This window comes from Nocardia sp. NPDC055050 (genome assembly GCF_053608345.1).
The window spans coordinates 25,733-49,499 of record NZ_JBSGVG010000026.1 but is presented as its reverse complement, the minus strand read 5'-3'; the positions used below and the strand labels follow the sequence as shown (position 1 = coordinate 49,499).

Sequence of the window (23,767 nt, the reverse complement as noted above, 5' to 3'; positions counted from 1 at the left end):
TCGTCACCCGATCCTCGATAACAGTGTCTTCGTCGGACTCGGTCTGCGACTCGATGTGCTCGGACCTCGTCACCCGATCCCACCGGACGGCTGTGCTGGCATGGTTCCTCAAACTCTCGAACGGGACCTGGCGACGTGCGCGTAATGCCTCATTGTGCAGGCCGCAGGCACGACGGCCGGCTCCGCGATTCTATGCGCCCATCGCCCCCGCCCGCGCATCGGCCCTCGTCGCCGGGTCCTCTCCGGCGAGCCCGCGCGTCTCGGATCCGCTCCCGTCGAGGACATCCGCGATCCGGGCCAGCGCCGCCTCACCCGCCATCGCCCAGTGCGTGGCGGGGATGGCGTGCCGGTGGACCGTGCCGTCGACGGCGGCGGCCCAACTCGCCGCGCCACGCGATCCGCTGGGATCGTCGACGGTGGCGGCGAAGTAGACGAGGTCGCCGTCGAAGCGACGTGGCCGGTATTCGTCGACCATCCGCATCGAGGCCGTGGCGGCGTCGATGATGCGGGCGATGCGGGCGCGATCGAGTGCTGCCAGTGGTCCGCCGATGCCCGCGGCCGCGGCGGCGAGACCGTCGGTGTCGAACGCGAGATCGTCACCGGCGAGCCCGCCGAGCAGGTCGCCGACGGTGGGCATCGCAGTCTGTTGCGGTCCGTCGCCGAGCCAGCTGTCCATCATGGCCAGCTGTGCCACCTGTTCGCCGTCGGCTTGCAGGCCGGTGGCGACGGCGTGGGCCAGCAGCCCGCCCAGCGACCAGCCGAGCAGGTGGTACGGCCCTTCCGGCTGCACCTCGCGGATGGCGGCGATGTAGCGGCGCGCCCAGTCCTCGATCGTGGCGGGCAGCGGTTCGTCGGCGGTGAGGGCAGGCGACTGCAACCCGTAGATCGGGCGCTGCGGGTCGAGGTGACGGGTCAGTCCGGCGAACGACCAGGACACACCGCCGACGGGGTGGATGCAGAACAGCGGCGCGCCGGTGCCGCCGGCGCGTAGCGGGAGCAGGACCGCGAACGCGTCATCGCTCGAATCATCTTCGGCGCGTAGCCGTTCCACGACGACCGCCGGCGTGGGGTCGGTGAAGAACCACGCCACCGGCACCGGGCTGCCCAGTGCTTCGCTCAGTCGAGACGACAGCTGGACCGCGGTGAGGGAGTTGCCGCCGAGGTCGAAGAAGTTGTCGTCCATGCCGATGCGGTCGAGTCCGAGTACCCGGGCGAAGGCGCCTGCGACGAGCTGCTCGGTCTCGGTGATCGGCGCCCGATAGGTCGCCTGGCGGATCTCCGGGCGCGGCAGTGCGCCGCGGTCGAGTTTGCCGGAGGTGTTGACCGGCAACGCGTCCAGCTCGAGGACCACGGCGGGCACCAGGTAGCCGGGTAGTTCGGTGGCCAGCGCCGCCCGCAGCACGGCCGCATCGAATCCCGAACCAGCGTGTGTCACAGTGCCGTCGACCGCCGCACCGGGACCTGCTCCGACGGTAGTGGGCGCACCGGCAATGCCATCGGATTCCTTGTTCCGTGACATCACCACGTACGCGACAAGTCGATCTGCGCCGACCCCGGACACCACGGCCGCCGCGGCCTGCGCCACCCCGGGCCGCCGCTGCAGCGCGGCTTCCACTTCACCGAGTTCGATGCGCTGGCCGTTGAGCTTCACCTGCAGGTCGGCACGCCCGAGGTATTCCAGTGCCGGAGTGTCACTTCCCCGCAGGCGAACGAGGTCGCCGGTGCGATACATCCGAGCGCCGGACGCACCGAACGGGTTCGGGACGAACCGCTCCGCGGTGAGCTCGGCGGCCCCGATGTACCCGTGTGCGAGTTGCGCGCCACCGACATACAGCTCACCGGTCACCCCCGGCGGCACCGGACGCATCCTGGCATCGAGTACGTAGAGCCCCGTATTCCACACCGGCGCACCGATCGGCACCGTGACGACGTCGTCATCGGTCACCCGGTGCGCACTCACCTGCACCGTGGTCTCGGTCGGCCCGTAGAGGTTCACCACCTGCGCGCCGGTCAGTGCGCGCACCTGCTGTGCCAGCCCGGCGGGCAACGCCTCGCCACCGGCGAACACCCGCCGTAGCGGCGTACTCACGACACTGTTACCCGCAGCGGCCGCCTCCCGCACGTGCGCCACGTAGGCCGCGAGCAGTGTCGGGGCGAATTGCACTGTGTCGATGTGGTGTTCGGTGATCAGCGCGGCCAGGTAGGCCGGGTCCCCGTGCCCACCGGGCCGGGCGATGACCGTGCGGGCGCCCACCCGCAGCGGCAGCAACAGCTCCCAGATCGAGGCGTCGAAGGTGATCGGCGTCTTGTGCAGCACCCTGTCACCGGCGGCGAAGCCGAACTGCTGTGCCAGCCAGTCGAGTTGGTGGACGATCGCGCGATGCGGCACACCGACGCCCTTGGGCAGACCGGTCGACCCGGACGTGAAGATCACGTACGCGGTGTGCTCCGGGAGCAACGGCGCCACCCGTTCGGCGTCGGCGATCGGCGCTACCGGCAAGCCCGCGAGATCGACGGTGTCCAGCGTGATCACCTCGTGCCCGCGCAGCGGGAGGTCCATAGCATCGCCGCTGGTGGTGAGCACGCAGACCGGTTGCGCGATCCGCAGGATGCGGGTGATCCGCTCCGCCGGATGATCCGGATCGATCGGCACGTAGGTGCCACCCGCCGCCAGCACCGCGTACACGCCGACCAGCAACTCGGCCGAGCGCCGAACTCCCACCGCCACCGCGTGATCCGGCCCGACACCGTGGTCGATCAGATGGCGGGCGAGCCGGTTCACCCGCGCCGCGAATTCGGCGTAGGTGAGAACGAGGTCACCGTCGACGAGCGCGACGGCGTCCGGTGTCGCCGCGGCTCGGCGATCGAACGCTGTCGGCAGAACGCCGACCGCGCCGACGTGAGCGATGTCGCCCGGCAGCGACCTCGCGTCCTCAGTCGCCGCGACCGGCCACGCATCGTCGGCCGGATGCGCGGTGTCACACCAATTCTCGAGCATCTGACGGTCGCCGTCGGTGAGCAGGTCGATATCGCCGACCGCACCTTCCGGGTTCGCCGTGACCGCGTCGAGGATCCGCACGTACCCCTCCGCGATGCGGGCGGCCGTCTCGGCGTCGAACAGATCGGTGGCGTAGGTCACGCTCACCGCGCAACCACCGTCGGCGGTGCCGGTGAGGACCAGATCCAGGTCGAACTTGGCGATGGCGGCGTCGGCGTCCAGTCCGGTCACGGTGAGGCCGGGCAGGACCACCTCGACCGGGCCTGCGGCCAGGTTCTGGAAGGCCAGCATCACCTGGAACAGCGGGCTGTGCGCGGTCGAGCGGGTCGGGTCGAGCACGTCGACCAGCCGTTCGAACGGCACCTGCGCGTTCTCGAAGGCATCCAGATCCACCCGCCTGGTCTCGCGCAGCAGCGAACTGAACGACGCTGCGGGGTCGACACCGGTGCGCAGCACCAGCGTGTTGACGAACATGCCGACGAGATCGTCGAGGGCCTGCTCACCGCGACCCGCCACCGGAGTGCCGATCGCGATGTCGCCGGCGCCACCGAGTCGCGCGAGCAACGCGGCCAGCGCGGCATGGGCAACCATGAACTCGCTCACGTCGGCGCGACGCGCCAACCGCGCCACCCGCTGCCATACCGTCGGCGGCACAACAGTGTCAACGCTCGCACCACGATGCGACGCGACAGCAGGCCGCGGCCGGTCGGCGGGCAATTCGAGCAACCCGGGCAGTCCGGCCAGCTCGGTGCGCCAGAACCGCAGCTGCCGTGCGGCGACCGACTCGGCGTCGTCCTCGCTGCCCAGCACCGCACGCTGCCACAGCGTGTAGTCGGCGTACTGCACCGGCAGCGGCGCCCACCCGGGTTCGGTCCCCGCGCGACGGGCGAGGTAGGCGGCGGTGGTGTCACGCAGCAGCGGCCCGGCGGAGAACCCGTCGGCGCTGATGTGGTGGATCACCACGACCAGCACGACTTCGTCCGCCGCGCAGCGCAATACGCGCACCCGCACCGGCGGCGCGACGGTGACATCGAATCCGCGCCCGATCTCGGCTGCGACGATCGCCGGTACCGCGATGGGGTCCACGGTCTCCACCACCGGCGTCGGCACGAACTCCCACACCGCCTGGTGCCCGATCCCGTCGACGGCAGGGTAGGCCGTGCGCAGCACCTCGTGCCGGTCGAGCACGTCGGTGACCGCGGCGGCCAGCGCGCCGGCATCGACATCACCGGTGAGCCGCACCGCGATCGGGATGTTGTACGCGGCGGACTCGGGATCGAGGCGGTTGAGCAGCCACATGCGCTGCTGGGCCGCGGACAGCGGTATCCGGGCCGGTCGTTCGCCGGATGTCAACGCGATCCCCGCGCCGCTGCCGGCCGTGGTCGCGAGCGCGGCGGCCAGGTCGGCCACGGTGGTCGCTTCGAACAGGGTCCGCACGGGCACCCGCGTCGACAATGTCGCGCCGAGGCGGGCGGCGACCCTGGTCGCGATGAGTGAGTTGCCGCCGAGTTCGAAGAAGTCGTCGTCGAGCCCGACCCGCTCGCGCCCGAGCACCTCACCGAACACCTCGGCCACCGCCCGCTGCGCCGTGCTGACCGGCGCCCGGAACGGCCTGGCCACGAATTCCGGTGCGGGCAGCGCCTTGCGGTCGAGCTTGCCGGAGGTGTTGAGCGGGAACGCGTCGAGCACCACGATCACCGACGGCACCATGTAGGACGGCAGCACCGCGCCCACGCCCGACCGCAGGGCGGCCGGATCCAGCGCGACGCCCGCCCTCGGCACGACATAGCCGACGAGCTGGTCACCGGTCGCACTCGCCGCGACCACCGCCGCGGCCTGACCGACCCCGGCCGATCCGCCGAGCGCGGCCTCGATCTCACCGAGTTCGATGCGCTGACCACGGAACTTCACCTGGAAGTCGATGCGCGCCAGATAGACCAGTACGCCGTCGCGAGTCCACTTCACCAGGTCTCCGGTGCGATACATTCTCGCGCCCCGGCGATGCCGGTCGCGGCCGTCACCGACGGAATACGCGGTGTCGAGACCCGCGTCCGCGACGGTGCTTGCCGCGCCGGAATGGATGTCCGCCCCGGCGAACGGGTCCGCGACGAATCTGTCGGCGGTGAGGGCGGTGCGGCCGAGGTACCCGCGAGCGAGCTGGTCACCCGCCAGGTACAGCTCACCGGCCACTCCCGGTGCGACCGGGCGCAGCCGTTCGTCGAGCACGTACACGCGCGAATTCCATTCGGGCACACCGATGGGCACCGTCTGCCCGGTCGCACCGTCGGCGGGCCACGCCGTCACCGACACGGCGGCCTCGGTCGGCCCGTACAGGTTGTGCACCGCCGCAGCCGATTTCGCCCGCAGCGCGCCGACTGTCTCCGGAGTGAGCGCTTCACCGATCGCGAGCACCAGCCGCAGACCGGCCAGGTGCTCGGCGTCGGCGTGCGCGGCGAACACTGCCAGCATCGACGGCACGAAGTCGACGACGGTGACCTGCCTCGCTGCCACCAGTTCGGCGAGGTACAGCGGGTCGCGATGCCCGTCCGGGGTGGCGAGCACCAGGGTCGCGCCCACTGCGAGCGGTGCGAAGAAGCCCCAGACCGACAAGTCGAACCCGGCCGCGGACTTCTGCAGGTACACATCGTCACCGTCGATCGCGTACTGCTCGATCAGCCAGGCGATCTGGTTGCGAATGCCGGCATGACTCATGGCCACGCCCTTGGGTTCGCCGGTCGAGCCGGAGGTGAACAGCACGTAGGCGAGGTTCGAATCCCGCAGGGGGGCGCGAAGTTCGGACTCCGCGACGGGATGACCCGAGTAGCGGGCACTGTCGACGTCATCGAGCACGACAACCCCGGTCGGCCCCGCGGTCCGCGAACCACCTGGCGCGGTCTCGCCGCCCTCGACTCCCGGGATCGGCGATCCACGATCACTGCCGATCACCCGGAACGGTGAGTCGGACGAACCGTCAGCCGGTGCCGGCCCGTCGAATGCGTCTGCGGCGGTGGTGAGGACGAGGTGTGGCCGCGCGGTGTCGAGGATCTGGGTGATCCGGTCGGCCGGGTGATCCGGATCGATCGGCACGTACGCGCCGCCCGCGGTGAGGACCGCGTACAGGGCGACGACGAGTTCGGTGGAGCGCCGGATGGCGAGCCCCACCAGGGCGTCGGGGCCGACACCTTCCTCGATCAGGTACCGGGCCAGGCGGTTGACCCGGGTGTCGAGTTCGGCGTAGGTCAGGGCCGTGTCCTCGAACACGAGCGCTGTCGCGTCGGGAGTCGCCCGAACCTGCGCACGGAACGGGGTGAGTAGCGTGGCGGCGCCGTCGATCTCGTGGGTGGTGGCATTCCACTCGGTGAGGATGCGCGTGCGCTCGACCGGTTCGAGCACCTCGACCGAATCCAGCGGTGTACGCGGCGATGCCGCGACAGCGGTGAGCAGGCGTTCCAGCCGTCCGGCGATCGCCACCGCGGTCTCGGTGTCGAACACGTCGTGGGCGTAGGTGAGGACGCCGGTGACGCCCGCGGCCGCACCGTCGACCGCGTACTCGTCGCTGACGATGAGGTGCAGATCGAACTGCGACAGCTCGTTCTCGGTGTCCAGCCCCGACACGGTGATCCCGGGCAGGGCCAGCTCGGCACGCTCGAAGTTCTGGAACGAGAAGCCGACCTGGAACAGCGGATGCCGGGCGGTGGAGCGGGCCGGATCGAGCACCTCGACGAGACGTTCGAACGGCACCTCGGCATGGGCGTACACGGCGAGGTCGGTGGCGCGCTGGCGAATCAGCAACTGCTGGAACGACTCTCCCGCGCGCAGCCGGGTTCGGAAGACCAGCGTGTTCACGAACATGCCGATCAGGTCCTCGAGCGCGGCCTCACCGCGCCCGGCGACCGGCGTGCCGACGGTGACGTCCGCGCTGCCCGAGAGGCGACCGAGCAGCGCCGCGAACGCGGTGTGCACGACCATGAACAGCGTTGCCCCGGACTCCCTGGCCAGCGCGCTGAGCCGGGCGTGGGTGCCCGCGTCCAGGGTCACCGGCACGGTCCCACCGGCGAGGGTCCGCACCGCCGGGCGCGGGCGGTCCAGCGGCAACGCGAGTTCATCGGGGAGGTCGGCGAGTTCGGCGCGCCAGAAGTCGAGCTGGCGGGCGGCCACCGAGTCGGGATCGGCTTCGTCGCCGAGCAGCGCGCGCTGCCACAGCGCGTAGTCGGCGTACTGCACCGGCAGCGGCGTCCACGACGGGGCCGTACCGTCGCGTCGTGCGAGGTAGGCGGTCATCAGGTCGCGCACCAGCGGCGGCATCGACGAACCGTCGGCGCTGATGTGGTGCACGACCATGGCGAGCACCGCCTCGTCGGCGCTGATCCGATACAGCACCACCTGCCACGGCACACCCGCCGTGACATCGAAGGCGGTGGCGGCCAGCGCCGTCACGGCAGCCACGATCTCCGCCGGCGCGAGGTACTGAACCCGCAGAGCCACACCGGCTTCGGCGGCGGACACGATCTGCTGTACCGGACCTTCGGCGGTCTCGGGGTAATAGGTGCGCAATACTTCGTGCCGGTCAATGAGATCGTCCACCGCGGCGGCGAGCGCGTCGAGATCGAGCGCGCCACCGAGTCGCACCGCGATCGGCACGTTGTAGCCGGCCGAGTCCGGATCGAACCGGTTGAGGAACCACATGCGCTGCTGGGCGGGCGAGAGCGGGATCGAAGCGGGCCGCTCCCCCGCAACCAGCGCCAGCCGCGCCGCGCCGCCCGCGGCGTCGAGCGCGGCAGCCAACGCGGCCACCACGGGCGTCTCGAAGATCCGCGCCACGGGCACCTGCCGATTCAACGCCGCACCGAGCCGCGCCGCGACCCGGGTCGCGATCAGCGAGTTGCCGCCCAGATCGAAGAAATCGTCCTCGGCACCGACCAGTTCGACACCGAGCACCTCGGCGACGACCCCGGCCACCAACTGCTCCGACGGTGTCGCCGGAGCACGGAATTCACGAGCGGCCAGCTCGGGCGCGGGCAGCGCCCGCCGATCGAGCTTGCCCGAGGAATTGACCGGGAACTCCGTGAGAACAACGAACGCGCTCGGCACCATGTAGACCGGAAGTGCCTGCTGTAGAGCGGATTTCACCACGTCGAGGTCCAGCCCTGGGACACCGAGCAGGTAGGCGGTGAGGTAGTCGCCGGTGCCGTCGTCACGGACGGTGACCACCGCCCGTTCGATGGTGTCGAAACCGGTGAGAACGGCCTCGATTTCGCCGAGTTCGATGCGCAGGCCGCGCAGTTTCACCTGGAAGTCGGTGCGGCCCAGGTATTCCAGTTCGCCCGAGCGAGTGCGGACCACGAGGTCGCCGGTGCGGTACATGCGGTCGCCGGGGGCACCGAGGGGGTTGGCGACGAAGCGGTCGGCGGACAGATCCGGGCGGGCGAGGTAGCCGCGGGCGAGTTGGACGCCGGCCAGATACAGCTCACCCGGTGTGCCGACGGGAACGGGACGCAGGCGGGCATCGAGCACGTGCAGGGCGGTGTTGGCGACCGGGGCGCCGATCGGCACCGTGACCGTGTCGGCGTCGGTGACCTCGTGGAAGCTCACGTCGACCGCGGCCTCGGTGGGTCCGTACAGGTTGTGCACGGCGACACCGGGGACCAGCGCGCGCAGGCGCTGGGCAGCGGCGGCGGGCAGCGCCTCACCGGAGGCGAACACCTGCCGCAGCGAGACACAGTCGGCCGCACGCGGCTCGGCGAGGAAGGCCGCCAGCATCGACGGCACGAAGTGCGCGACGCCGACACCCGTGCGGGTGATGACCTCGGCCAGGTAGGCGGGGTCGCGGTGCCCGTCGGGCCGCGCGATCACCAGGGTGGCGCCGATCTGCAAGGGCCAGAACAGTTCCCACACCGACACATCGAAGGTGATCGGCGTCTTCTGCAGCACGGTGCCGGCCGCGTCGAGCCGGTAGGCATCCTGCATCCACACCAGGCGGTTGACGATCGCGGCATGGGTCACCGCGACACCCTTGGGCTTACCGGTCGAGCCGGACGTGAACAGCACATACGCCAGGTCCGCGGCACGCAACGGCCGGATCCGGTCGGCATCGGTCACCGGGTCGACAGCGAACCCGGAAAGATCGAGCGCGCCGGGCTCGACACGACGAATGCCGGGCTCGGTGCCGGATTCGACCGGCCGGTAGCCGGACTCGACCTGCGCGGCGGGCACCGCGGTGCGTGCGCCGGTTTCGGGAAAGTCGGCGGCGGCCAGCACACAGACCGGGGCCGCGGTCGCCAGGATGTCGGCGATCCGGTCGGCCGGGTGGTCGGGATCCAGCGGCAGATAGGCGGCGCCCGCGGCCTGAACCGCGTAGAGGGCGACCAGGAGATCGATGCCGCGCCGCAGCCCGACACCGACGACCGCGCCGGGACCGACCTGCTCGGCGATCAGCCAACGCGCGAGGCGGGCGACACGAATCGCGAACTCGCCATAGGTGATCCGCTGCCCCTCGAACTCCAGGGCGATCGCGTCGGGGGTACGCGCGGCCTGCGCCGCGAACATCGAGACCAGCGTCGCCTCGGCGTCGAGCGGGGCCACGGTATCGTTCCACGCCGCGAGCTGGGCGGACTCGGCGGCATCCAGCAGATCGATCTCGCCGACCGCGATGCTGTCGTCGGCGGCGACCGCGCTCAGCACCCGCACGAACCGCGCACCGAACGCCGCCACCGTGTCGGCGTCGAACAGATCCGTGGCGTAGCGCAGCCACCCGTGCATGCCGGGCTCCCCCGCGGCGCCGACGATCTCGTTGATCGCCAGCGACAGATCGAACTGGGTGGTCGCCGCGTCCAGAGCGAACTCGTCGATCCGCAGTCCGGGCAACTCGATGATGGTGTCCTCGCGATGCTCGAACCCGAGCATCACCTGCACGATCGGCGAATACGCCGTGGAGCGGCTCGGATTGAGCTCGTCGACGAGCCGCTCGAACGGCAGGTCGGCGTGTGCGAAGGCACGCAGATCAGCGTCGCGCACCTCGGCCAGTAGTTCACCGAACCCGGCACCGGCATCGACCGCCGTCCGCAACACGAGGGTGTTGACGAACATGCCGACCAGGTCGTCGAGCGCGGCATCGGCCCGCCCGGCGACCGGCGTGCCGACGAGCACATCCGCGCCTGCGCCCTGACGAGACAGCAGCACCGCGAACGCCGCGTGCACCACCATGAAGGTGGACACCCCGTGGCGGCGAGCCAGCGCCTCGATCCCCGCCACGACATCGGCGGGCACCTCGAACCCGACGGCCCCACCCGCACCCGCGCGGACGGCGGGCCGGGGCCGATCCGTCGCCAGTTCGAGAACCGGTGCGATCCCGGCCAATTCGTCACGCCAGTGCGCCGACTGCCGCGCCAGCCGCGACTGCGGGTCGGCCGCGTCGCCGAGCACGGCACGCTGCCACAGGGTGAAGTCCGGATACTGCACCGGCAACGGCTCCCACACCGGAGCGATCCCCGCGGCGCGCGCGGCATAGGCGGCGATGAGGTCCCGCGCCAGCGGCGTCGTCGACACCCCATCGGCGGCGATGTGATGCACAGCGAGCACCAGCACGTGCTCTGTCTGGTGCGAACCCACGCAATGCACGGCCGCGAGACGCGGCGTGGCATCGCCGACCACTGGTCGGCGGTCGACAGCTTCGACCGGCGTTTCCCGGCGCAGCAGCGCGGCGCGCAGCGGCGGCTGAGTGGTCAGGTCGTAACCCTGGCCGATGATCGAGCGCACGGCGGCGGCCAGCTCATCCTCGGCGATCTCGCGCACGACGGCAGCGGGCAGCACCGCGTCGGCGGGAAGGACCACCTGGGTCGGGCCGTCGGCGTCTTCGGGGAAAATGGTGCGCAGTGATTCGTGCCGGTCGAGGACATCGGCCAGCGCCGCCCACAGGGCGCCGGTGTCGAGGTCGCCGGTCAGGCGCAACGCGATCGGCAGGGTGTAGACGGCCGATTCGGGATCGATCCGGTTCAGTAACCACAGGCGAGTCTGGGCCAGCGACAGCGGGATTCGATCCGGGCGCGGTCGCACCACGGTCAGCGGCGGCGACTGTTCGCCGCCGACGCCCGCACGCTCGGCGAGTCCGGCGACGGTCGGGGCGTCGAACACATCGCGCACGTCCAGCGCACTGCCGAGGGCCGCGTTGGCCCGGGCGACCAGACGCATCGCGAGCAGCGAGTTGCCGCCGACGGCGAAGAAGTCGTCGTTGGCGCCGATGCGTGCCACGCCGAGCAATTCGCCGATCACACCGGCGAGCGCGGTCTGCGCACCCGGTCGCGGCGCCACGTATTCGGTGGTGACGGACAGGTCGGCGGCGGGCAGCGCGGCCCGATCCAGTTTGCCCGCCGAGTTGAGCGGCACGGTGTCGAGCACGACCAGGTGCGAGGGCACCATGTACGCGGGCACCCGGCCCGCGACGTGGGCACGCACCGCCACGCTGTCCACCTCGCCCGCGACATACCCGACCAGACACTGCCGACCGGCGTCGTCGGTGGCGGGCAGCACGGTCGCGTGGGTGACGCCGGGTGCGTCGCCGAGCGCGGCCTCGATCTCGCCCAGCTCGATCCGCAGTCCCCGGATCTTCACCTGGAAATCGTTGCGGCCCAAATAGACCAGCGCATCGTCGCGATCGCGGCGAACGAGGTCACCCGTGCGGTACATGCGGGTTCCGTCGGCGCCGAACGGGTCGGCGACGAAGCGGTCGGCGGTCAGGTCGGGCCTGCCCAGGTAGCCTCGGGCCAGCTGGTCACCTGCGAGATACAGCTCGCCCGCGACACCGCCGGGCACCGGGTGCAGGCGCTCGTCGAGCACGTATGCGCGCACGTTCCAGGTCGGCCTGCCGATGGGCAGCTCGGTCTGCTCGACCGGCGCGGTGATCCGCTGGAACGTGCTGGTGATCGCCACTTCGGTGGGGCCGTAGGTGTTGTGCAGTTCGCCGGGGATGGTGGCGAGGACGGTGGCCGCCAGTGGCGCGGGCAGTTCCTCGCCGCCCACGTGCAGCATGCGCAGCCCGCTCAGCGCGTCGCCGAGCCCTTCGGCGAGCATCGCGGCCAGCACCGACGGCACGATCTCCATGATGGTGACGCCCTGCTCGCGCACCACTCGCGCCTGATATTCCAGGTCGAGGTGACCGCCCGGGCGCAACAGCACCAGCGGGGCACCGAGCAGCGCGGGTGCCAGCAGTTCCCAGAGCGAGACGTCGAAGGTGAGGGGTGCGCGCTGCAGGAAGCGATCGGCCGACGTCATGCCGTATTCGCCACGCAGCCAGCAGATCTCGTTGACCACGGCGCGATGCGAGATCAGCACGCCCTTCGGCGTACCGGTGGAGCCGGACGTGAACAGCACATACGCCGGGTGCTCGGGGTGCAGCGGCGCCAGGCGTTCGAGGTCGGTGACCGGGCCGGCTGCCACCGTGTCCTGCGCTACGTCCTCGAGCTGGCCGACGGTGAGCACCGCAACCCCGGAGCGCGACGCGGCGGCGAAATGCACCGAGGCCGTGGCGGATCGGATACCGCTGTCCACATGGTCGAGGTCACCGGCCGCCGCGACGACGACGAGTCGCGGGGTGGCGGTCGCCAGCACATGCCCGATACGTTCGGCGGGCTGGCCCGCGTCGATCGGCACGTACACGCCCCCGGCGGCGAGTACACCGTGCAGCACCACCAGCAGTTCGATGCTGCGCGGAACAGCCACGGCCACCGGTGTTTCCGGCCCGACACCGCAGTCGATCAACCTGCGCGCCAACCGGTTCGCCCTGGCAGCGAGCGCGCCGTAGGTGATCTCGACGCCTTCGAAGATCGCCGCCACGGCGTGGGGAGCTCGCGCGGCCGCGGCATCGAGCAGGTGGGCGGCGAGTGGGGCGCGCAGGCCCAGTTCCGCGAGCGCGCTGTCGAGTGGCACCACCTCACCGTGGTGCCGCGCCGGCGTTGTGGCCGCGGCCGTGTCGGCCAGCAAGGCGAGGTCGCCGACCGCGGTGCCGGGGGCGGTGACCGCGTCCCGCAGCACCCGATCGAGCATCGCGACCATGGTCGCAATGGTGTCGGCGTCGAAAAGATCGGTGGCGTAGCGCAGTTCGAGGTCGAGCCCGTCAGGTGCGCCGTCGGGCGCGAAACGGTCGACGAAGGTGAAGTCCAGATCGACTTCGATCGGCGCATCCGGCAGGGTCAGCCCCGACAGGGTCAGGCCCGGCAATTCGAAGGCGGTCCTGCGCTGGTTCTGCAAGGCCAGGGAGATCTGGTACAGCGGTGAATACCCTTGTGAGCGCGCCGGATTCAGTGCGTCGACCAGGCTTTCGAACGGCACGTCGGCATTGTCGAAAGCATCGAGATCCTCGGCACGGACTGCGTCGAGGAGATCGCTGAAACGCGCGCCCGCGCGCACCTGCGCACGGAGCACGAGCGTGTTGACGAACATGCCGACGATGTCGTCGAGTTCGCGACGGCCACGCCCGGCCACGGGCGTGCCGACGACGATGTCGGCACCGGCCGAGAGCCGCGCGAGCAGCACCGAGAGGCCAGCGTGCAGCACCATGAACGCAGTGGCGCGGTGCGCGCGAGCCAGCTCCTCGATCCCGCGATGCAGGTCGGCGCCGAGGGTGGTGGTGAAGGTCGCGCCCCGGTTGGAGGCGATCAGCGGCCTGCGCCGGTCGGCGGGCAGCGTCAGGACATCGGGCAAACCCGCGAGTCGGTGCGTCCAGTAGTCGAGCTGGCGGGCCAGCGGCGCGTCCGGGTCGTCGGCACTGCCGAGCCCCTCGGTCTGCCACAGCGCGTAGTCGGCATAGTGCACAGCGAGCGCGGGCAGCTGTGGCTGCGCACCTACAGCGCGGGCGGCGTAGGCGGCCACCAGATCCCGCGTCAGCGGCCCCATCGACCAGCCGTCGGCCGCGATGTGATGCACAACGAGCACCAGCACGTGTTCGGTCGCCGCTACCCGCAGCAGTGCGGCGCGCACCGGCACCTCGCGGGTGATGTCGAAACCGCCGGCGAGGACCGACACCACCGTCGCGGGCACGTGATCGGCAGCCACGTCGACGACGGCGAGCTCGGGCACGAACGCCGGACCGACGAGTTGGGTCGCCTGCCCGTCGAATTCGGGATAGGTGGTGCGCAATGTCTCGTGCCGGGCGATCAGATCACCCAGGGCGCCGCGCAGCGCGGTCGTATCCAGCTCGCCGCTGAGCCGGATCGCGACCGGGATGTGGTACGCGGCGGAGTCCGGATCGAAGCGGTGCAGGAACCACATCCGCTGCTGGGCGGGCGAGAGCGGGATCCGCTGCGGCCGTTGGCCCGCCACCGGTCCACGCCTGCTGCCGGTGCCGCGCAGCGCGTCCAGCCGCACGGCGAGTGCGTCGACGGTGCTGGCCTCGAACAGCTCGCGCACCGGCACCCGCGCATCCAACGCGGCACCGAGCCGGGCCGCCACCTGGGTCGCCAGCAGCGAGTTGCCCCCGAGGGCGAAGAAGTCGTCGCCCGCGCCGACTCGGTCGAGGTCGAGCACCCCGGCGAACGTCGCGGCGACGATCCGCTCGGTGGCGGTAGCGGGCTCGCGGTAGTCGAGCTGCCGCGGCTGCGGCGCAGGAAGTGCCCGGCGATCGAGCTTGCCCGAAGCATTCACGGGCAACTCGTCGAGGAAGACGTAGGCGCCAGGGACCATGTAGGAGGGCAGGGTCGCCGCGATCGCTGCGTCGAAATCGGCGGTGGTGGGCGCCCCCGACGAGTCGGGTCGCGGAACAGCCGGCGCGGCGTCGACAGCACGGACCGCGTCGCCTCCCCCGGAATCGGCGCCGCCGGCGATGGGGCCGAAGTCACCGACGACGACCTCGGGTGTCTCGGCAGCACGGACGACGTAGGCGACGAGCTGATCGGTCCGGCCTTCGTCCGAGCGGACCAGCACGGCGACGCGGCCGACGCCGGGAACCGAGGCGATCGCGGCTTCGATTTCGGCCGGTTCGATGCGCAGACCGCGCAGTTTCACCTGCAAGTCGGTGCGGCCGAGGTAGTGCAGCGCCGGACCGTCGGCGCCGGTGCGCCAGGTGACCAGATCGCCGGTGCGGTACAGGCGCTCGCCCGCGCCGAAGGGGTCGGCGACGAAACGTTCGGCGGTGAGCTCGGTACGGCCGTGATAGCCGTCGGCGAGCTGCGCGCCCGCCACGTACAGCTCGCCCGGAACACCCGCGGGGACGGGACGCAGGCGCGAATCCAGCACGTACACACGGGTATCGGCGACCGGTGCGCCGATCGGCACCGTGGCGCCGAGTTCGTCACCAGCCTCGTGCGTGGTGACCTGGATGGCGGTTTCGGTCGGGCCGTACAGGTTGACCACCGTCGCGCCGGTCATCGCGCGCACCCGCCGCGCCAGGTCGGTCGTCAGCGCTTCACCGCCCACGAAGACCAGTCGCAGCGAATCGGACTGCGCGGCAGCCGGTTCCGCCACGACCGCGGCGAGGACCGACGGTACGTACTGGACGACGCTCACCCGATGCCGCACGGTGGCTGCCGCCAGGTAGGCCGGATCGCGATGCCCGTCAGCGGTGGCGAGCACCAAGCGCGCCCCGGCGTGCAACGGCCACAGCAGTTCCCACACCGATGCGTCGAAGGTGAACGGTGTCTTCTGCAGCACCACGTCGTCGGCACCGAGCGGGTACTCCCGCTGCAACCACAGCAACTGGTTCACCGCGGCCTTGTGCGGCACGGCCACACCCTTCGGCTTGCCGGTGGAACCCGACGTGAACAGCACATACGCGAGGTGCCCGGGACGCAGCGGCGCCACCCGCTCCGCATCGGTGATCGGCTCGCCGGACAGCTCCGACAGGTCGAGCACGTCGACCTCCACCACCGATTCGCCCACAGCCACACCGATTCCGGCAAGCGTCAGCACACAGACCGGTGCCGTCTGCGCCAGCACATACGCGGTCCGCTCGGCCGGATGATCCGGGTCCACCGGCACATAGGCCGCCCCGGCCACCAGCACGGCGTGCACCGCGACCAACTGCTCCACACCACGGCGCATCGCGACCGCGACCAGCGAGCCAGGGCCCGCTCCCAGCCCGATCAGATGACGAGCCAATCGTGCGACTCGCACGCCGAACTCCCCGTACGAAAGCTCCACCGCGGTCGTGGAATCAGCAGCACGCAGCGACACCTCGGGCACCGCACCCCCGGCGCGGTGTGCGGCGATGGCATCGGCTGCCGCGTGTTCGAGCCGGGAAATCGCGCTCGAGGACGCCCCGATTTCGAGGGGCGCGCCATCGGCAACTACCCGAGCGCCGTCCTCGGTCGGCGTGCCCGCCTCGACTGTGCGCGCCGACAGACGACCCGGCTTCGCCGTCGACTCCAGGCGCTCCTGCACCGATTCGTCTCTCGCGGTGGGCGATACATCGAGCGCCCGTGCCATTGTCGTGGCGGCCAGCGGCGCGTCATCGACCGCGGTGGGATCGGTGTCGACGACGACGGCGATCGCGTGGGGCGTTGCGGCGGCTCGGTCGGCGAGCAGCGAGGCGAGAGTCGCGGCGTGGTCGGTCTCGGTGGCGGTGTCGTTCCACGTGGTCAGGATGTGGGTCCGCTCGGCGGCGTCGAGGAAGTCGAGGTCGCCGACGGGGCGGGCCGGGTCGGCGAGGACGGCCGTGAGGATGCGGTCCAAGCGGGTAGCGAAAGTGGCGACGGTGGTGGCGTCGAAAAGGTCGGTGGCGTAGAGGAAGGCACCGGAAATGCCGGTGGGAGTGCCGTTGTCGTCGCGGTGCTCGGTGAGGGTGAGTTCCAGGTCGAACTTGGCGATACCGGTGGGCAGGTCGAAACCTGCGACGGTGAGGCCGGGGAGCGCGAGTTCACTCGGGGTGTCCTCGTTGAGGGACAGCATCACCTGGAACAGGGGGTTGCGGGCAGTGGAGCGGACCGGATCGAGGACCTCGACCAGGCGCTCGAACGGCACGTCGGCGTGGCCGAAGGCGGCGAGATCCTGCTCGCGGACCTGGGCGATCAGTTCGGTGAACGGAGTCGCGGGTACCACCTCCACCCGCAGGACGAGGGTGTTGACGAACATGCCGACGAGGTCATCGAGCGCGCGCTCACCCCGCCCCGACACCGGCGTGCCGATCGCGATGTCGGTGGTCGCCGACAGCCGTGCCAGCAGCACCGCGAACACCGCGTGCGCGGCCATGAACACCGTGATGCCCTGCGCGCGAGCGAATTCCGCGAGTGCCCGATGGGTCGCGGCATCGATCTCGACGCCGTGCATCGCACCGCGCCGGGAAGCGACCGCAGGCCGGGTCCGGTCGGTGGGCAGTTCCAGCTGCTCGGGCACCCCCGCCAGCGCGTCACGCCAGAACGAGAGCTGCTTCGCCGCCACCGATTCCGGATCGGCCGCATCACCGAGCACCGTGTGCTGCCACACGGCGTAGTCGGCGTATTGCACCTCCAACGGCGCCCAACCCGGGGCCTCACCGATGGCGCGCGTGCCGTAGGCCGTGAGCACGTCCCGGATCAACGGCCCGAACGAGAAACCATCGGCCGCGATGTGATGCACCACGATGACCAGCACGTACTCAGCACCGGCGGACCCCGTCGAGTCCGCCACTGCGGCATGCCCATCGGCCCGGTCACGCGCACCCGACGCGCGATGCTCCAGCGCGGCGTCCGGGGCAACACGCAGCAGCGTCGCGCGGATCGGGGCATCGACGGTGAGGTCGAAGCCGGTGGCGGCGAAGGTACGCACGGCGTCGGACAGGTCGGCCGCAGCCACGATCTGCGGGTGGACCTCGGGAAGCAGGCCGGTCGCCGGAAGGATCTCGGCGATGGCGTTGCCGTCCAGTTCCGGGTAGCGGGTGCGCAGGACCTCGTGCCGGTCCAGCACGTCGACGATCGCGGCCTGGAGTGCGGCGATGTCGAGCGCACCGGTGAGCCGGACGGCCAGCGGGATGTTGTCGGTGGCCGAGCCCGGATCGAAGCGGTTGAGGAACCACATGCGCTGCTGGGCAGGCGAGAGCGGCACGGGATCGGGTCGGGGTCCCGCCACCAGCGCGGGGCCGGTGCCGGTGCCGGTGCCACGCAGACGGTCGGCGGCCGCGGCCAGCGTCAGCACCGTCGTGGTGTCGAAGAGTTGGCGGACGGGAATGCGCATGTCGAGGTCGGCGCCGATGCGGGCCATCAACCGGGTCGCCAGCAGCGAGTTGCCGCCCAGATCGAAGAAGTCGTCGTCGCGGCCGACCCGGTCCAGTCCGAGGACCTCGGCGAACGCGGCGGCAACCACCTGCTCGGCCACCGTTTCCGGTGCCCGGTAGGCGGCGGTGTCGAAGACCGGTGCGGGCAGCGCGGCCCGATCGAGCTTGCCGACGGGGGTCAGCGGCACGGCATCGAGGGTGACGACCGCGGCGGGCACCATGTGCGAGGGCAGGTGCGCGGCGGTGTGCGCGATGAGGGTCGCGGCGTCGATCGTGGCACCGGCGACGGGCACGACATAGGAGACCAGCAGGGTGGCGCCCGCGTCGGTCCGATGACCGATGGTGGTGGCGAAGTCGACCGTCCGATGGCGGGCCAGGACCGCGTCGATCTCGCCGAGTTCGATCCGGAAGCCGCGCACCTTCACCTGGAAGTCGTTGCGGCCCAGGTACTCCAGATCGAACGAGCCTTCGCGCCGCACCCAGCGCACGGTGTCACCGGTGCGGTACATCCGCTCGCCGGGCGCGCCGAAGGGATTGGTGACGAACCGTCCGGCGGTCAGCGCGGGCCTGCGGTGGTAGCCGCGCGCCAGCTGCGCACCAGCGATGTACAGCTCGCCGACGACCCCGGCGGGCACCGGCCGCAGCCGCTCGTCGAGCACCAGTTCGGTCGTGCCCTCCACCGGTGCGCCGAGCGTGATCGCCGTTGCCGCACCGAGTGGTTCGCTGATATTGGTGACGATGGTCGTCTCGGTCGGGCCGTAACCGTTGCGGAAGGTCAGACCCGGAATCGCGGCGGTCCACCGCGCCACCAGTTCCGGCGGGCACGCCTCGCCACCGACCACCACCATCCGCAGCTCGTCGAGGCCCTCCGGGTGTACCGTCGCCAGCGCCGACGGCGTGATGACCACATGGGTCACCCGCTCGGCCCGCAGCAACTCCCCCAGCTCCGCCCCACCGAACACCCCGGCGGGCGCGATGACCATCGTCGCCCCCTCGGTCACGGTCAGCAGCAGCTCGGCCACGGAGATGTCGAACGAGGGCGACGCCACGTGCAGCACGCGCGCATCGGCGCAGGCCAGGTACCGCCCGGCCTGCACGGGCAGATACGCCGCGACCGCACCGTGCGGAATCACCACACCCTTGGGCAGACCGGTGGTGCCGGAGGTGTAGATGACGTACGCGGGATCCAGCGGATCCACCGCTCGTGCACCCGCCGCGCCGCCGTTCACCGCACGGCCACCTGCTGCGCCGACCGTACGGGAATCGGCCACGGGGGCATGGGGAGAGGTCACGACTCCGCCGCGACCGGTCTCGGCATCGACGGCGTTCTCGACGCTGATCGTCCTGTCACCGGCACGTGCGTGTGCGCCCAGGTCTGCCCGCGCCGCATCGTCTGCCGTGGGTTCTGTGCCATCGAGCACGAGCCAGTTCACGGTAGCCGGCAGATCCGACCGCACCGCCTCGATCGTGATACCCGCCGCCGCGCCGGAATCGGAGAGCATGTGGGCGATGCGGTCGGCGGGATAGTTCGGGTCGACCGGGAGGAAACCCGCGCCGGACTTCACGACGGCCCAGATCGCGGTGATCGAGTCGGCCGAACGCGGAATACTCACGGCGACAAGGTCGCCCGTGCCGACGCCGAGATCGGCGAGACGGGCGGCCAGGGAGGTGGAGGCGTCGTCGAGCTCGCCGTAGGTGAGGGTGCGGGCGCCGTCGCGGATGGCGATCGCGGTGGGGTCGGCGGCGGCGCGGGCGAGCACCTGCGGCAGCAGCGGAGCCGGAGTCGACGGGCCGCCGGTGCGGGCGGTCAGCTCGGCGAGTTCGGTGTCGATCAGCAGTGGCAGGTCGGCGACGGGAGTCTGCGGGGCCGCGGCGATCGCGGCGAGCAGGCCGGTGAAGCGGGCCACCGTGCGCGTGATGGTCTGCTCGTCGAACAGATCTGTGGCGTAGGAGAATTCGCCGGACAGACCCATAGCCGCGGAATCACGCAGGGTCAGGGAGAGATCGAACTTCTCGATGTCATAGGGCAAGTCGACGGCGGCAGCGCGCAGACCGGGCAGCTCGAAGGTGGTCGGCGGCAGGTTCTGCAACGACAGTGCCACCTGGAACAGCGGATGACGACCGGCTGAACGGGTCGGCGCGAGCACCTCGACGAGCCGCTCGAACGGCAGGGTGGTGTGGTCGAAGGCGGCCAGATCCCCGGTGCGGACGCGGTCGAGCAGGCCGGCGAACGGTTCGCCGCCACGCACCTGAGTGCGCAGCACGGCGGTATTGACGAACATGCCGATGACGTCGTCGAGTTCGGCGGCACCGCGCCCGGCGACCGGCGTGCCGATCGCCACATCGGCATTGCCCGACAGGCGTGCGATCAGCACCGACAATGCCGCGTGCAGCACCATGAACAGGGTCGCACCCTGTTCCGCTGCAACAGCGTTCAGCGCCGCGACCACGTCGGCATCGAGCTCGAACGAGACCCGGCGTCCCCGCATCGACGCGGTGGCGGGGCGAGGGCGATCGGTCGGCAGGCCCGACTCGTCCGGCAGTCCGGCCAGCGAGTCACGCCAGAACGCGATCTCGCGCCCGGCCTGCGAGTCGGCGTCGTCCTCCGCGCCGAGGACGGCACGCTGCCACAGGGTGTAGTCGGCGTACTGCACCGGCAGCGGATTCCACTGCGGCGCCACACCTTCGGCACGCGCGTAGTAGGCGGTCATCGTGTCACGCACCAGCGGACCGGCCGACCAGCCGTCGGAGGCGATGTGATGCACCACCAGCACCAGCACGTGATCACCGTCGACCTCGAACAGGCTCGCGCGCACCGGTGGCGCAGCCGTGACATCGAATCCGCGCAGAATGACGGCCGCCAACACCTCCGGAAGGTCCTCGGCGCCGATGCTGACGGCGTCGAGCACCGTCGAAGACCCCGCCGCGACCCCATCGGCGCCGGCATCGGCGTGGTCGCTCGAAGACAATTCGGCCGCAAGCACTTCGAGCGCCTCGGCGACAGGAAGAACCCGTTGCGTCCCCACCCCGTCGACCTCGGGGTACACCGTGCGCAGCACCTCGTGCCGCGCGATCAGATCACCCACCGCCGCCCGCAACGCGTCCCGATCCAGCGCACCCGTCAACCGCACCGCGATCGGGATGTTGTACGCCCCGGTCTCCGGATCGAACCGGTTGAGGAACCACATCCGCTGCTGCGCGGGCGAGAGCGGCAACAGCTCGGGACGCGGACCCGCGACGAGCGCGGGCCGATCATCGACCACCCCGCCCTCGACCAGCTTCGCGAGTACGGCCACCGTCGGGCTGTCGAAGAAGTCGCGAACATCCACCCGCACACCGAAGTTCGCCTGCAACCGGCCGATGGCGCGGGTGGCGATCAGCGAGTTGCCGCCGAGGCGGAAGAAGTCGTCGTCCAAGCCGACCACGTCCACCTCGAGCAGCTCGGCGAACAACGCGGCGACGGTACGCTCGGTCGCCGTGCGCGGCTCCCGGAATTCGGCGGCCGACACCCGGAAGTCCGGCTCCGGCAAGGCTTTCCGATCCAGCTTGCCGCTGGCATTGATCGGCATCGCGTCCAGTTGCACCAGCAGCGACGGCACCATGTACTCGGGCATCGACGACTTGGCGTGCTCGACCAACTCTGCCTCGTCGAGCACCGCACCGTCGACGCTCACCACATAACCGACCAGCGCCTCACCGGCGCCATGGCGATGCAGCACCACCGCCGCGTTGCCGACGCGAGGGTGCGCGGCCAGCACGGCCTCGATCTCCCCCAGCTCGATCCGCAGGCCACGCAGCTTCACCTGGAAGTCGGTGCGCCCCAGGTATTCCAGCTCACCGCGCGACTCTCGTACCAGGTCACCGGTGCGATACATGCGCTCACCGGGCACGCCGTACGGATTGGCGACGAACCGATCCGCGGTGAGCCCCGGGCGCGCCACGTACCCACGCGCCAACTGGACACCCGCCAGATACAGCTCGCCGACCACCCCGACGGGTACCTGGTCGAGGTTCTCGTCGAGCACGAGCAGCCCGGTGTCGTCGGCGGGACCCCCGATCGGCACCGACACCTCATCGAGAGCGGTCACCTCGTGCGCGGTGACGTCGACCGCCGCCTCGGTGGGCCCGTACAGGTTGTGCAGCGCCGTCGCCGACAACGCGCGCAGCCGGGCGGCCGTGGCAGCGGGCAGCGCCTCACCGGAGGCGAACACCATCCGCAACGACGACAGATCCACCTCGGAACCCACGTCACCGACGAACGCGGCCAGCATCGACGGCACGAAGTGCGTCACGGTGACCCGATGCTGGGCGATCAGCGCCGCCAGGTACGCGGGATCACCGTGGCGCCCCGCTTCGGCGACCACCAGCCGAGCGCCGATCTGCAAGGGCCAGAACAACTCCCACACCGACACATCGAAGGTGTAAGGCGTCTTCTGCACCACCACATCGGCATCGGTCATGGCGTAGCGGCGCTGCCGCCAATCCAGGTTCGCCACGATCGCCCCGTGGGTGACCGCCACGCCCTTCGGCCTGCCCGTGGAGCCGGACGTGAAGATGACGTAGGCCGTGTTGCCCGCCCGTACCCCGGACACCACCTCGCCGGGCGCCGCGTCCCAGTCGATGTCATCGGTGCGCAGCACCGGCGCGCCGTTCAGATCCGGCTCGTCGCCTGCCCGTGTCACGACCACCACCGGCCGCGCCACCTCGAGCACATAGTGCAGCCGGTCCACCGGATGATCCGGGTCGAGCGGCACATACGCACCGCCCGCACGCACGATCGCGTGCACCGCGACGATCAGCTCGACACTGCGCCGCAGCGCCAACCCGACCAGCGTCTCCGGCCCGACGCCCGCCGCGACCAATCGCGCCGCCAGCACCCGCACTCTGGCATCGAATGCCGCGTAGGTCAGCGTGACGTCACCGCACTGCACCGCGACAGCATCCGGCGTCCGTGCCACCTGCGCGGCGAACCGATCGACCAGCGTCGCCGCGGCCACCGCCTCCAGCCCCAGCGCCGCCATCACATCGCCCGCGAGCGAATCCAGCAGCACACCGAACGTCCCCTCGGCGGCATCGACCACGCCGGGGAACAGCTCGGCGAGCACCACCTGCACGAGCGTCTCCGCGTCCAGCGCCCCACCGGTGAGCTCGGCCATCAGCGTGAGCTGGGCGTCGAGATCGGCATAGGACACCGCGGTGCTGTCGAACTCGACCGCGATCCGCGCCGGATCCATCGCCGCGACCGTCGCCACCAGCGCCGCCAGCTGTTCTGTTTCCGCGCGCGCCGGAGTGGGGTTGGTCATCGCACACTGCCTTCCATTACCGGCCGCGGGTAACGCCACGCGGCCGCACAAACTCTCGGAACTCCCCGGCTCGAACCGGGGTGGGGTGGATCGGCGCGGGGGCGGCCAACCTCGGGCACCCTGCCCGAAATCCGCCCGCGCACACCGGATTCAGTGCGATCGGCTATGACACGATCGCGGCAATCCGGCTCGCCGCCACGCAACCAGCAATGACTCGGCTATCTCCCGACCTCCATCGTCAACCCCGACACCTGAAACACGCGTCCGAACACGAGGAGAAGCGTATTCGTT

General features: G+C 70.8%; 1 protein-coding gene. It reads right to left on the bottom strand.

The window, feature by feature from the left end:
* Positions 1–190: 190 nt before the first annotated feature.
* Positions 191–23,476, bottom strand: coding sequence for a non-ribosomal peptide synthase/polyketide synthase (locus tag ACWGCN_RS24235; protein ID WP_452529106.1), 23,286 nt, complete (start codon positions 23,474–23,476; stop codon positions 191–193).
* Positions 23,477–23,767: the final 291 nt, after the last annotated feature.

Coding starts and splice junctions, on each gene's coding strand:
- ACWGCN_RS24235 (WP_452529106.1), bottom strand. CDS start 23,476: ATGACCAACCCCACTCCGGCGCGCGCGGAAACAGAACAGCTGGCGGCG.